Genomic DNA, 13,249 nt, shown 5'->3' with positions numbered 1-13,249 from the left:
GCCCACCGCTCGAACGGCGGGCCCGCGGCGGGGCAGCCGCTCGACGATCGAGCGGCGTCAGGGGATCAGCACGACCTTCCCGACCGTCCGCCGGTCGCTCAGCGCGGTGTGTGCGGCGGCGGCCTCGGCCAGTGGGAACGTGGTGATCGCCGGGGTGAGTTCGCCCGCCGCGGCGGCGGCCAGCGCCTGCTCGGCGAGGGCCTTGATCCCGCCGGGGCGATTCGTCATCCGCGGGCCCAGCGGGTTCTCCACGCTCACCCCGGCCGCCGCGGCGACCTCGTCCAGGTCGGCGATGGCCGCGCCCGAGGACCAGCCGTAGGTCACCACACGACCGCCGCGGCCGACCAGGTCGAGCCCGGCGCGGCCGATCTCGCCGCCGACGCTCTCCAGCAGCACCGTCACCGACCTCCCGCCCAAGCCCTCGCGCACCCGGTCGGCCCAGTCGGGGGTGTTGTAGTCCACCGCGAGGTCGACGCCGGTCTTCGCCACCGCCTCGACTTTGGCGGGCTCGCCGGCCGCCCCGATCACCACCGCGCCGAGCCGGTGCGCGGCCTGGACCAGCAGGGTGCCCAGGCCGCCCGCCGCGGCGGTGACCAGCACCACGTCGTCGGCGCCGATCGCGGCCACCTCCAGGATGCCCATCGCGGTGCGCCCGGTGCCGACCATCGCCACCGCGACCTCGGCCGGGAGGTCGTCGGGCAGGGGCAGCAGGGCCTGGTCGTCGACGATCGCGAACTCCGCGTAGCCGCCGCCCCGGTTGCCCAGGTGCGCCACCACGCGGCGACCGACCAGGGTCGGATCCACCCCGGCGCCGGCCGCGTGCACCGTGCCGGCCACCTCGCGGCCGAGTGTGGTGGGCAACTCCGGCTCCGGGAAAGGCCCTTCCACCCGCCCGGTGCGCAGCATCACGTCGACCAGGTGGACCCCGGCCGCGGCGACCGCGATGCGCACCTCGCCGGGGCCCGGCTCCGGCGTCGCCACCTCTTCGAAGCGAAGGTTCTCGGCCGGACCGAACTCGTTCAATCGCATCGCGCGCATCGCCGCACTCCTGGGTTGTGTGCCGGCCCGTTGGAGACGGGCCGGTGGTGACGGGGCCAACGGAGACCGGACCGGGACGTGTTCCCCCCGATCGCAATGCGAGAATTCTCGAACTTCAAGCCGACTTTATGTCAAGCCAACCGGCCCACCTCGCGCATCCGCGCACCGTGACGCACACCACCTACGGTGGGCCCATGTTCGATCCCGACGAAGCCACCGCCGCCCTGCTCGCCGACCTCGCGGCCCTCGGCACACCGGCGCGCGCCGAGGCCGAGAAGGCGTATCTCAAGAGCGATCTCGACTTCCTCGGCGTCACGGTGCCGGTGCTGCGCAAGACGGTGACCGCCGCGACGCGCGCCCGGCCCGCGCCGACCCGGGCCGAACTGCTCGCCTGGGTCGAGGCGTTGTGGGCGAAGCGGCTGCACGAGAGCCGCTTCGCGGCGATCGAACTGCTGCGGATCCACCTGCGCGTGCTCACCCGCGCCGACCTGCCGTCGATCGAGCGGCTGATCCGGGAGGCGGCCGGCTGGGTGTACGTGGACACGCTCGCGGACAAGGTCGCGGGCCCGCTGATGGGCCGTTCGCCCGCCGACTTCGGCACCGCCGACGCCTGGGCCGTCGACGCCGACTTCTGGGTTCGCCGCTCGGCGCTGCTCGCCCTGCTGCCCGGCGTCCGGGCCGGCGCGCCCGACCTGGTCCGGTTCGACCGCTACGCGGATTCGATGCTGCACGAGAAGGAGTTCTTCGTCCGCAAGGCGATCGGCTGGGTGCTTCGGGAGATCTCCAGGCGGGATCCGGCCTACGTGATCGCCTGGACCGGGGCGCACCGGTCCCGGATGTCCGGGGTGACGTTTCGCGAAGCGGTGCGCCGGCTCCCCGAGGCGGACGCCGCCCGGCTGCGGGCCGGGTGATCGGCGCGCCGGCCCGCTCCCGTACCGGTGGAAAATGCCTCGTCGCGGGTGGTGCGCACGCGGCAGGATGAGCCGATGACGACACACCTGGTGGCCATGGGCGGCGGCGGATTCTCGATGAACGACGGGGCGACCGCGCTCGACCGCTACGTCCTCGACCTGACCGGCCGCCCCCGCCCCAGCGTGTGCTTCGTACCGACCGCCTCCGGCGACGCCGACAGCTACATCGAGCGGTTTCGTGGCGCGTTCGCCTCCTGGGACTGTTCGCTCGACCACCTGAGCCTGTTCAAGCGCACCGACACCGAACTCGCCGACGTACTGGCCGCGTCGGACGTGATCTACGTCGGCGGCGGCTCCACCCTCAACCTGCTCGCGCTGTGGCGCCTGCACGGCCTCGACGCCGCGCTCTCCGCCCGCGCCGCCGGGCGCGACCTGGTGGTGTGCGGGCTGAGCGCGGGCGCGCTGTGCTGGTTCGAGGGCGGGATCACCGACTCCTACGGACCTCGGCTGCGCCCGCTCGCGGACGGCCTCGGCTGGGCTCGGGGCAGCGTGTGTCCGCACTACGACGGCGAACCCGGACGCCGCCCGGCGTACCACGCGGCGGTGGCGGCGGGCACCCTCGCGCCCGGCTACGCGCTGGACGACGGCGCGGCGATCCACCTCGTCGACGGCGAGCCGTACCGGTTCGTGACCGAGCTCCCCCAGGCCCGGGCGTACCGCGTCGAGGCGGGTCCGAGCGGCGTCCGCGAGTCGGAGCTGCCGATGGTGGGGCTCTGACGCCGGGCATCCGGTCACCGTCCGGAACCGCTCACCCACCCGCGCCGACACCCTGATCGCGCGCGGCGCCGTGCGGACCGAGTCGCCCGCCGCCGCGGACACGACCCCGACCGCCGCGACCGAGGGCGGCGGCGCCGACGTGTGGGCCGGCCGCACGCTGGTCAACCCGACCTCGGACACCCCGAGCGGGCCCGGCGCACCGCCGAGTGGGCCGCGGGCGTGGGCCTCGGGTATCTCGACGGCGCGGTCATGGTGCCGACGTCCGTCGTGGGCACTGCGGGCGGTCTCCTGCTGAGCGGGACACGGGCTTCGCGCTGGTCGGCGCCGATCGGGTGTCGGCGAGCGAGTTCCTGCCGTTCGCCCGGGGCATCCTCGGCATCCTGCCGGACATCACGACCCGGGTGGCCGGCGCGGCCTCGACGTCGGCGTGCTCGAAGCGGTCGCCTCGGTGGTCGGCCGGGCGATCTCCAGGGGACATGGCGCCGACGCCTTCGCGAGCACGATCGAGGCGATCCGAAACCCGGCTCGAGGCGTACGAGCCGGCGAACCGGACCGGCCTACTCGGCGACGTCGCGCGCGAGCAGGTCGGCGATGCCCTCGCGGCGCAGCAGGACCCGGGCCCGGCCGGCGCGGACGGCCACCACCGGGGGACGGCCGACCAGGTTGTAGGTCGAGGCCATCGACTGCTGGTACGCCCCGGCGGCCGGCATCGCGAGCAGGTCACCCGGACGCACGTCCTCGGGCAGTTCGACATCGGCGGCCAACACGTCGCCCGACTCGCAGTAGCGGCCGACCACGGTGACCCGCCGGGTGCCGGGCGCGCCGGCGCGGCCGACCAGGCGCACGGTGGTGCGCGCGCCGTACAGGGCCGGCCGGGGATTGTCCGCCATGCCGCCGTCCACCGCGACGAACACGCGGTGTGCGGTGCGCTTGACCACGAGCACCCGGTACAGCGCCACCCCGGCCGGTCCGGTGATCGCCCGGCCCGGCTCGACGATCAGGCGCGGCACGGGCAGGTCGTACAACGCACACTGCCCGGCCAGTCGGCGGCGCACGTCGATCGCGAACGACTCGACGTCCAGCGGGTGTTCCCCGCTCCGGTAGGCGATTCCGTGGCCACCGCCCAGGTTCAGCTCGGGCAGTACGATCCCGTGCCGGTCGCGCAGCCCGGCCAGGAACGCGGCGAGTGTGCCGATGGCCGCCAGCCAGGGTCGTACCGAGCCGATCTGCGAACCCAGATGGCAGTGCAGGCCGGTGAGTTCGAGGTGCGGTTGGGCCACCGCCCGCAGCACCGCGTCCTCGGCGTCGCCCCGGGCGATGGACAAGCCGAACTTCTGGTCCTCGCCGCCGGTACGGATCGCGTGGTGCGCGCCGGCCTCGATCCCGGGCACCACGCGCACCATCACCCGCTGCCGCTGCCGGGGCGCCACCAGCGCGGCCAGCCGGGCGATCTCGGCCGGGTTGTCCAGCACGATCCGCCCCACGCCCAGGCGCAGCGCCGCGCGCAGTTCGTCGCCGGACTTGGCGTTGCCGTGCAGGATGATCCGCTCCCCGGGCATGCCGGCGAGGGCGGCCGACTCCAACTCCCCGGCCGAGCAGACGTCGAGCCCGAAGCCCTCCTCGCGCAGCCAGGCGATCAGGCCGCGGCACAGGAACGCCTTGGCCGCGTAGGCGATCTCGACGCCGGGCAGCGCGCGGCGATAGGCCCGGCAGGTGTCCCGCACGTGCTGTTCGTCCAGCAGGTACAGCGGCGTCCCGAACCGCTCGGCGAGTTCGACCGCGGGCAACCCGCCGACCACGAGATCCGTCCCCAGCGCCTGCGCCGAACGAGGCCACACGCCCGGGTCGAGAACCGGCTCCGCAAGCGATATGGACATGGCAACTCCCTTGTGCGCGTATACGGGTGACGAGGAATCAGGCAAAGAGGGAAAACACGACGAACAACACCGCGACAACCAACGTCACCCGCAACACCCCGAGCACCTGCGGATCCCGATTCCCCACACCCGAAGCACCCGCGAACCCGCACACGGGCGGGGCGGTCGCAGGGGCCGCGGGCGCGGGCGGGGCGAACGGAGTCGCGGGCGTCATGGGCGGGGGCGTCACGGGCGCGGGGGCCGCGAGCGGGGCGGGCGGAGCTTCGGGGGCGGCGGGCGGGAGGGACACGCCGGACCTCGTCGGCGCGATCGGCGTCGCCGGGTGGCCGTACTCCACGTCGCCGACCCGGTTCGACCCGGTCCCTCGGGCAGCCTCGGCGGCCCGAGCGACCCGGGCGACATACGCGGTCGGCGCGGCCTGGGCGACCCACGCGGCGGGCACCGCCGAATCCACCCGGGCAACCCGCGCGTCGACCACGCCCGCGGCAGCCTCGGCGGCCCCCGCCTCGACCCACGCGCTGCCCACCGGCGGCGCCGACAGGCGCGGGTCGATCAGCATGTTCCGGACGCCGATTTCGGTCGCGAGCGAGCGGGCCGCGCCGGCGCCGAGGCGGATCCACTCCTGGTCGACGCCCAACACCGCCCGCAGCCGCGTCACCGAGGTGAACGCCACCAGGACCCGGGCGCCCAGGGGGTCGCGGCACCACCGCACCACCCGCGCCCCGGCGTCGGCCCGCACCGGCACGATCAGCACGCGCCGGGCGGTGGTCGCAGCGGCAGGTTCCTCATCGGTGATCAACACGTCCGACACGACAGCCTCCGAAGTCCGGCCCCGCCACCATGCGCGAGCCCTGATCCGACGCTACGACCACCGCATACCGGGCAACCCCGCCCCTACCGTGCCCTTGATCGTCGACGAGCCCATGTTGACGCCCCGTTGACACCGGACCCCCCGCCGCGTCCCCTCAGGTCGCGAGCGGAGCCCATGTCCAGGTCGTCGTGGCGATCAGCGGCTCCCCCGGGCGGACCAGGTGGGTGGTGGGCAGGGTCAGCCCGTTCGGCGGGCCGGTCTCCGGCTCCACACACACGTGGTCCACCGGCATGTCGTACACCACCGTGTAATCGCAGTCCGACGTCATCCGCAGCCGCAGCGCGCCCGGCCAGAGCAGCGTCGCGTCCAGGCCGCCGGGGGTTCCGTAGCAGTCGTCCCGGGGCCCCGGGGCGACCGGTATCCGCCGTCCGGTGGGCAGGTAATCCGGGCCGCGCTCCTCCTGCCAGGCGGGCTCGAAGGACAGCTCCAGCGGCTCGCCGACCGCCAACCGCCGCCGAAACCACGGATGCCAGCCCGCCTGGGCCGGAAACGCCTCCCCGGCGGACTCGATCCGCAACGCCGTGGTCAGCCCGTCGGGCCGGATCGTGAAGGTCTGCTCGACCCGTCCGGCGAACGGCCACGGATCGGTCAGCGCGAGTTCGAACGTCGCCGACCCGGCGTCCCCCGCGATCTGCTTCCACACCGCCCGATAGCCGAGCCCGTGCAACGCGTGCGGAGGCGCGTCGGCGGGGAACGCGTGGACCGCACCGGCGAATTCGAACCGGGCCCCACCCATCCGACCCACCCACGGCACCATCGGATAGCTGCCCCACTCCTCGGGCCGCTCCCCCCGCGTCCGGAGCAGTTCGAGCCCGTGCGCCCGCAGCGAGCCGAGCCGGCACCCGGCGTCCGGCAGAATCCGCGCCTCGACGCCTTCGGAACGCAACCACACTTCGCCGTCGATCATGGGCGGCAGATTACGCGCAGCGCTCCCGCCCCCGACCCGCCCGCCCCGGCGGCCTCAGATGTACAGGAAGTGCGGCGACAACACGATCACCGACGGTACGAGCAGCGCCGCCGCCGTGAGCACCCGCAACCCCGCCGACGCGACCGGAGCGCCCACCCGGACCCCCGCGACGGCCACCTCGGGGTGTGCCGCGGCGTGCGTCTGGTGCACGATCAGCTCCTCCTGGCGCTGCTGCGGCCAGGCGAAGCACGGGCAGAACGGCCCGCCCGCCTGGCCCGGCCCGGACAGCTTGACGATGGCCCGGCGCAGATTGGCCCGCGCGATGGACCCGCGCACGTCGGCGTCGGCGGCCTTCTCCGACAGTTCGGCCGCGTGATCGGCCCAGTCGGCGAAGAAGCGCACCCCCGGGTACGCGTCGGCCAACGTGTCGGCGCAGACCATCCACTGTGCGTCGCGCCGGCGCAGGTGCCCGGCCATGTGGGTCAGGACCGCGTTCAACTCCTCCGGGCGCAGCAGGTCCAACGCCCGGGTGGTGGCCTCCACGCGCGGCGGCCGGGACGGCAGCAGCACCAGGCGCGGCGCCTCGTCCTCGACGATCACCAGGCGCGGCCGGCCGCCGTCCTCCTCGTCGAGCAGCGGCGCCGAGTTCTCCAGCCGGTCCAGTTGCACCCGCAGCGCGCGCCGATAGTCGCGCATCGCGTCCGCGCCCCGGTGCCAGCCGAACGCCACGAGCAGCAGCGCGAGGATCGCGACGGTGATCTGCGCGGGCAGTGGCACGTGCGGCATGCCGATCCGCGGGTCGAATCCGGCCGCGCGCATCGGCGCCTGCCACAGGTCGGGGGTGTAGACGGGGACGGCGAGCGCGAACGAGGCGAGCACCCCGCCCGCGGCGGCCCGCCAGGCACGCTGCACGTGTCGGGGGCTGAAGCCGCTGCGTTCGGCCCGGCGCAGTACGCGCGGGGCGGTCACCAGGATGGCCGCCGCGAAAGCCGTCAGCACAAGTCCGTACAACACGTCCCCGCCGCCCCTTTCCGGCCTCGTCCGTTCGGTGACCCGTTCGGCCCTGCAACGGTTCTAGGCGCCAAGTGGTTTCCGCGTCCAGGAGACAGGCCACATCGGCCGGGTGATTTATTCGGCCGACACCAACCACCCGGTGGTATTGCGGACCCGCCACGGACCCGGATCGAATCGTGGTCGAAACCCCGTCCGAAAGCGCGCCGAATTGCATCGTCGCACCTCCACGCGCGTAATTCCGAACCGACAGGAGCTCGTTCATGCACGAGTTTTCGCGTTCCGCTGTGATCGCCGCCACACCCGATCGGGTCTGGGCGGTGATCGGCGACTTCGGCGCCCTGGGCGACTGGCACCCGGTGGTGCCGCCGAGCACGATCGAGGGCGGCGGCGACGCCAACACCCCGGGCGCGATACGGGCGTTCGCGATCGACGGCGAGGTGCTCTCGCGCGAGGAACTGCTCAGCCACGACGACGCCGCGCACCGGATGAGCTACCGGCTGATCCAGGTGCCGCTGGCCGTGACGGACTACGTCGGCACGCTGGCCGTGCACCCGCACGCGGACGGCAGCGAGGTGGTCTGGTCGGCGACCTACGAGGGCGAGCCGGACGTGGTGGAGACGGTGGACGCGGTCTTCGCCGAGGGCACGTACGGAGCGGGCCTGGCCGCACTCCGGGAGCGCTTCGCGTAGCAAAGACCGCCCAGAGGCCCACGCCGGCCGCCCCGACCCCGGTCCCCGGGCGGCCGGGGTCCGGCCGCGCCCGCCCGCCGCCCCCGGCGCGCGTATCGCATGGTGAGACGATCGCCGTATGCTTCGGCCACCCCGACCGATCTTGAGGTGACCATGCACCGCAGCGACACGGACCACGCCGCGTCCGCTCTCGGCATCGACCTGTCCGTCCTCGAAGCCGTCCAGCGCCGCGTCCTGTGGCTCGCGACGCGCATCGTCGACTCGGCCAACCACGACCGGCCGAACGCCGACGGCATCAAGGTCGGCGGCCACCAGGCGTCCTCCGCGTCGCTGGTCTCGGCGATGACCGCGCTGTGGTTCGCCCACCTCGACGGCCCCGACCGGATCAGCGTCAAGCCGCACGCCTCGCCGGTCTTCCACGCGATCCAGTACCTCCTGGGCAACCTGGACCGGTCCTACCTGACCACGCTGCGCGCCAAGGGCGGCCTCCAGTCGTACCCCTCCCGGACCAAGGACCCGGACCGCGAATGGGTGGACTTCTCCACCGGCTCGGTCGGCCTGGGCGCGGCGGCGCCGCTGTTCGGCGCGGCCGCCCGCCGCTACGTCGACGCGCACTTCGGCGCGCGTCCCGCCTCGCGCTTCGTCGCGCTGCTCGGCGACGCCGAGTTGGACGAGGGCAACATCTGGGAGGCCATCGCGGACCCGGCCACCCAGGGCCTGGGCAACGTGATGTGGCTGGTCGACTTCAACCGGCAGTCGCTGGACCGGGTGGTCCCCGGGGTCCGGATCGACCAGTGGCGCGGCCAGTTCGAGGCGGCCGGCTGGCATGTGGTGGAGGTCAAGTACGGTCGCCGGCTCCAGGCCGCGTTCGACCGGCCCGGCGGCGCGGCGCTGCGGGCCTGGCTCGACGCGATGCCCAACGAGCAGTACCAGGCGCTGTTCGGCCTCGCCGACGCGGACGTGCGCGCGCACTTCCTGGACGGCGCCCCGGCCGACGTCGCGGCCACCGTCGCCGACGTGCCCGACGCCGAGCTGCACACGCTGGTCACCGACCTCGGCGGGCACGACATCGCCGCCCTGCTCGACGCCTACCGGCACTGCGACGCGGTCACCGACCGGCCCAGCGTGGTCTTCGCCTACACGGTCAAGGGCTGGGGCCTGCCGCTCGCGGGCAACCCGCGCAACCACTCCGCGCTGCTGACCACCGACCAGGTCGCGGCGCTGCGCGCGGAGTTCGGCCTGAGCGAGCGCACCGAGTGGGACCGCTTCGACGCCGCCACGCCCGAGGGCATCCTGGCCGGGCAGCGCCGCGAGCACCTGGCCCGCGCGCCCAGGCCGGGCCCGCTGGGCGTGCCGGTCGCCGCCTCGACGCATCAGCGCATGGGCAAGCCGGTGTCCACCCAGGAGACCTTCGGCCGGGTCCTGGTCGACCTCTCCCGCGACCCGGCGCTCGCGCCGTACCTGGTCACCACCGCCCCCGACGTGGCCACCTCGACCAACCTGGCCGGCTTCATCAACCGCACCGGCGTGTTCTCCCCCACCGAGCGCCGGGCCTGGTCGGGCGAGGGCGCGCTGAAGTGGATCGAGGGCCCCGGCGGGCAGCACATCGAACTGGGCATCTCCGAGATGAACCTGTTCCTGCTGCTCGAACAGCTCGGCCTGGCGGGCGACCTGTCCGGCCAGCCGCTGATCCCGATCGGTACGGTCTACGACCCGTTCGTGTGCCGCGGCCTGGACGCGTTCATCCACGCCGTCTACTCCGGCTCGCGTTTCATCGTGGCCGGCACCCCCTCCGGGGTCACCCTGGCCCCCGAGGGCGGCGCGCACCAGTCCACCATCACCGCCTCGATCGGCCTGGAGCTGCCCGGCACCACGCTGATCGAGCCCGCCTACGGCTCGGCCCTCGACTGGCTGCTGTGCGACGCGGTGGGGCGGATCGCGGGCGGCCCGGACCACGGGGTCGAACCGGACAACGGCGCCTACTACTTCCGGCTCACCACGCGCCCGATCGACCAGGCGCCGTTCGAGGCCGCCCGGACCCGGCTCGGCGACGCGGTGTTGCGCCGGCAGGTGCTCGCGGGCGGCTACCGGCTCCTGGAGGCGCCCGACCTGCCCGGCGCGCCGAGCGTGTACCTGGCCGCGTCCGGCGCGGTGTTGCCCGAGGTGTTGACCGCCGCCCACGAGCTGCGCGACGAGGGCATCGCCGCGCACGTCGTGGACATCACCTCGGCGGACCGGCTCTACGCCGCCTGGCAGCGCACGCTGCGCCAGGGGGTGCGCACCGCGACCACGCCGTCCGCGCCCGGCGCGCTGCGCACCGCGTTCCCGTACCGCGCGCCGGTGGTCACCGTGCACGACTCGTCCTCGCACACCCTGGCCTGGCTCGGCTCGGCGCTCGGCGTGCCGTGTGTACCGCTGGGCGTGGACCAGTTCGGCCAGACCGGCCGAATCGAGGACCTGTACGAACTGCACGACCTGCTGCCGGGTTCGATCGTCAACGCGGCGCTGGCCGCACTGTCCCTGGCCTGAGCACCCCCGCCGGGCGGGGCCGCCCCCGCTCCGCCCGGCTCGCTCACGCGTACGGTATGCGTGCTGACGCAGCGTTCGGCCGGACCGAGGCGAGGAGTGGTGGATGCGACACGGGGGCGTGGGACGACGGTGGAGCGCGTGGACGGCGGCGGGCCTGACCGCCGCCGTCGTGTTGACGGGGTGCTCGTCCGACTCCGGCGGCGGCAAGGACGACAGGGGCGGGGACAGGGCGGGCGGCACCGGGGGGCCGTCGGCCGGCGCCCCGGCGCCCGGCGGGGCGGGCGACAGCGACCCCAGGGCGGTCTGGGCCGCGCTCGTCGCCGCGACCACCACCCAGCGGGTGGTCGAGTACCACGGGGTGCGTACCGCGGCCGGCGACACCGCCAAGGAGGAGACGGTCAAGGAGGAGTTGTGGTCCTGGTACGACGCGGGCGGCAAGTCCGCGTTCACCGACCGCGCCTACCAGGTCGCCGCCGACGCGCCGATCAAGCGCTCCCAGTGCGAGGCGGGCCGGGAATGGAGCTACAACAACGCGCTCAAGCAGTGGAGCGACACCAAACGCCCGTGTGTCGTGGACATGGCCCATGAGGGCAAGTACGTCGGCGACGGCATCCTGCCGACCGGGCTGACCGCCGAGCAGGCGAAGACCTTCGCCGCCCAACTCGAGGCCGCCCCGGGCTGGTTGACCCCCTCGGCGGTGGAACCGGCGCAGCAGAACGGCAAGTCCTGGCTGCGGTTGACGGTGGACCTCAAGCCGCAGCAGAACGGCGGCTCGGCGGCCAACACCGATCTGTTGCTCCGGGCGTTCCGGGCCACGATCCCCGACTTCACCAAGGGGCCGTACCAGATCGAGAACTTCGGCCGGCAAAGCGGCTCGCCGGTGCGCGCGGTGTTCTGGCTGGACCCGGCCACGCACCTGCCCGCGTACTCCGAGGTGAGCACGACGGTGGTGGACAAGGGTGTGGCCACCGGCGCGACGCGGCACCTGCGCACCGAGTACGTCTTCGGCGGCGCCGCGCCCAAGCCGGATCGCGCCACGCTCGTCCCGGCGCCCGCGCCGAGCTGGCCGGACCAGGGCACAAAACCGCCCCAGGCCTGAGAGACGAGGCGCGGGCGAAAGGGCGGGCCCGGCCTTTCGGACCCGCCCTTTCCGCTCGGGTGCCGACTCAGCGTGCGGCCAGCGCCGCCAGCGACGCGCGCACCGGTTCGAGCACCGCGCTCAGCCACGCGGTGTGGTCGTGCTCGGCCAGCCACGCGTCGAGTTCGTCGAGCGGTACGTACGCGACGTCGTCGACCTCCTCGGCGTTGAGCCCGAGTTCGCCGCCGACCAGGCCGATGAAGAGGTGGTTGAACTCCTTCTCGACCAGGCCCGAGACCTCGTCGGTGACGTCGTAGGTCACCAGACCGGCCGGTTCGAGGACGGTGGGCTTGGCGCCCAGCTCCTCGGTCAGCCGGCGCAGCACCGCCTCTCTGGGCTCCTCGCCCGGAAACGGATGGCTGCAACACGTGTTGGACCAGCGTCCCGGCGAGTGATACTTCGTCAGTGCCCGGCGCTGCATCAGTACCCGGCCCCGCTCGTCGAGGAGGAAAACCGAGAACGCCCGGTGCAGCAGACCCGGTGGCTGGTGTGCCTCCAGTTTCTCCGCGAGGCCGATGGTGTTCCCCTGCGGGTCCACCAGTTCGACCATGACCCGACCGTCCGGCTGCTCCTGCGCCATGTGCTCTCCCTGCTGTTCGGCCTTGCCCAGCACACTATCCGGCACGCGCGGCGCGGATCCGCCGATCCCGGGCCGGGCCCACCCCAACGTGTCGTGCGCCGCCTACATCGTTGTCTGTACGGCGGGATCCGCCCTGTCGACGATCCGCCGCGGGCGCGTCCGGGAGAGGCTGGTGGGGTCCGTCCGAGATCGCCGTCGCCCGCCCGGGCCCGGGGTCGGACGGGCCCGCAATCGCCCGAGGGAGGGATCGCCGTGGTCGTCGCCATGATCGTGGCCTGCGAGGTGGGCTTCTGGGTGCTGATCGCCCTGGGCCTGCTCAGCCGCTACGTGCTGCACCGCCGGCGGCTGAGCGAGGTGTTCCTGTACGCCACACCGCTGTTGGAGGTGATCCTGCTCGTGGTCGCGGTGGTGGATCTGCGCGGCGGCGCCACCGCCGGGTCGCGGCACGGGATCGCCGCGCTGTACATCGGGACGACCGCGGTCTTCGGGCATCGGGCGATCCGCTGGGTGGACCAGCGGGTGGCCTACCACTTCCTGGGCGGCCCACTGCCCTGGCGACCGCCGCGGCGGGGCCCGGAGCGGGTCCGCCACGAGGTCGTCGAGTTCGCCCGCGCGGTCGCCGCGATGGCGATCGCCGCGGCGCTGCTCGGCGTGCTGATCCTGATCACCGGCGACGCCGACCGCACCGAGGCGCTGCGCGGGTTCTTCGGGGCATTGGGCGGATTCACCCTGATCTGCCTGGTGATCAGCGTGTACGGCGTCTGCGAGGCGTTCGGGAAGCCCCCGAAGGACAAGCCCGCGCCGCGTCGGCTGCGCGAGCCCGGACCGGTGGAGCGCACCCCGGTGGGCTGACCCACCGGCGCCGGCCCGGAAACCGGCCGCGGCCCCGGCGCACCTCCCAGGCTGTCTCTTATACAC

Annotated in this window: 12 protein-coding genes; 6 read left to right on the top strand and 6 right to left on the bottom strand. The window is 73.8% G+C overall.

Annotated features, from left to right (window positions below):
* Positions 1–57 precede the first annotated feature (57 nt).
* Complete coding sequence (locus ACFRCG_RS30060) at positions 58–1,038, bottom strand: zinc-binding dehydrogenase (protein WP_380037171.1); 981 nt, start codon at positions 1,036–1,038, stop codon at positions 58–60.
* Positions 1,039–1,232: 194 nt separating this feature from the next.
* Here ACFRCG_RS30060 and ACFRCG_RS30055 point away from each other — a divergent pair, with 194 nt between their 5' ends.
* Entirely contained in the window at positions 1,233–1,949 is a 717-nt protein-coding gene (locus ACFRCG_RS30055; RefSeq protein ID WP_380037169.1) for a DNA alkylation repair protein, read from the top strand.
* A gap of 75 nt (positions 1,950–2,024) precedes the next feature.
* Positions 2,025–2,726 carry a Type 1 glutamine amidotransferase-like domain-containing protein gene (locus ACFRCG_RS30050; RefSeq protein WP_380037167.1) on the top strand — a complete coding sequence of 234 codons (702 nt, stop codon included), beginning with the start codon at positions 2,025–2,027 and terminating at the stop codon, positions 2,724–2,726.
* Positions 2,727–3,283: 557 nt separating this feature from the next.
* Here the strand turns inward: ACFRCG_RS30050 and lysA are convergent.
* The 4 genes from lysA to ACFRCG_RS30030 all read right to left on the bottom strand — a co-directional run bounded on the left by lysA (position 3,284) and on the right by ACFRCG_RS30030 (position 7,395).
* The gene (lysA, locus tag ACFRCG_RS30045; RefSeq protein WP_380037165.1) at positions 3,284–4,603 is read right to left on the bottom strand and encodes a diaminopimelate decarboxylase; all 1,320 of its coding nucleotides are present in this window, start codon (positions 4,601–4,603) and stop codon (positions 3,284–3,286) included.
* Positions 4,604–4,640: 37 nt separating this feature from the next.
* Positions 4,641–5,405, bottom strand: coding sequence for an SAV_915 family protein (locus ACFRCG_RS30040; protein ID WP_380037163.1), 765 nt, complete (start codon positions 5,403–5,405; stop codon positions 4,641–4,643).
* Between the two features lie 163 nt (positions 5,406–5,568).
* Positions 5,569–6,381, bottom strand: a complete 813-nt coding sequence (locus tag ACFRCG_RS30035) for an aldose 1-epimerase (RefSeq protein ID WP_380037161.1) — start codon at positions 6,379–6,381, stop codon at positions 5,569–5,571.
* 54 nt (positions 6,382–6,435) lie between these two features.
* On the bottom strand, positions 6,436–7,395 hold the full coding sequence (locus ACFRCG_RS30030) for a hypothetical protein (RefSeq protein ID WP_380037159.1): 960 nt from the start codon (positions 7,393–7,395) through the stop codon (positions 6,436–6,438).
* Between the two features lie 260 nt (positions 7,396–7,655).
* On the opposite strand from ACFRCG_RS30030, the gene ACFRCG_RS30025 reads away from it, so the two are divergent.
* From ACFRCG_RS30025 to ACFRCG_RS30015, 3 genes are all read left to right on the top strand, one after another.
* On the top strand, positions 7,656–8,084 hold the full coding sequence (locus ACFRCG_RS30025; RefSeq protein ID WP_380008286.1) for an SRPBCC family protein: 429 nt from the start codon (positions 7,656–7,658) through the stop codon (positions 8,082–8,084).
* A gap of 153 nt (positions 8,085–8,237) precedes the next feature.
* Positions 8,238–10,613, top strand: coding sequence for a pyruvate dehydrogenase (locus ACFRCG_RS30020; RefSeq protein WP_380037157.1), 2,376 nt, complete (start codon positions 8,238–8,240; stop codon positions 10,611–10,613).
* A gap of 103 nt (positions 10,614–10,716) precedes the next feature.
* Complete coding sequence (locus ACFRCG_RS30015; RefSeq protein ID WP_380037155.1) at positions 10,717–11,712, top strand: hypothetical protein; 996 nt, start codon at positions 10,717–10,719, stop codon at positions 11,710–11,712.
* 67 nt (positions 11,713–11,779) lie between these two features.
* Here the strand turns inward: ACFRCG_RS30015 and idi are convergent, their stop codons facing one another.
* Complete coding sequence (gene idi, locus ACFRCG_RS30010; RefSeq protein ID WP_380037286.1) at positions 11,780–12,331, bottom strand: isopentenyl-diphosphate Delta-isomerase; 552 nt, start codon at positions 12,329–12,331, stop codon at positions 11,780–11,782.
* 252 nt (positions 12,332–12,583) lie between these two features.
* Between idi and ACFRCG_RS30005 the strand changes: the two genes are divergently transcribed.
* Positions 12,584–13,183, top strand: coding sequence for a hypothetical protein (locus tag ACFRCG_RS30005; protein WP_380037153.1), 600 nt, complete (start codon positions 12,584–12,586; stop codon positions 13,181–13,183).
* Positions 13,184–13,249 lie beyond the last annotated feature (66 nt).

The organism is Embleya sp. NPDC056575 (genome assembly GCF_042793325.1).
Classification (GTDB): Bacteria; Actinomycetota; Actinomycetes; order Streptomycetales; family Streptomycetaceae; genus Embleya.
The sequence above is the reverse complement of the archived record's forward strand: the minus strand, read 5'-3'. Positions and strand labels throughout refer to the sequence as shown.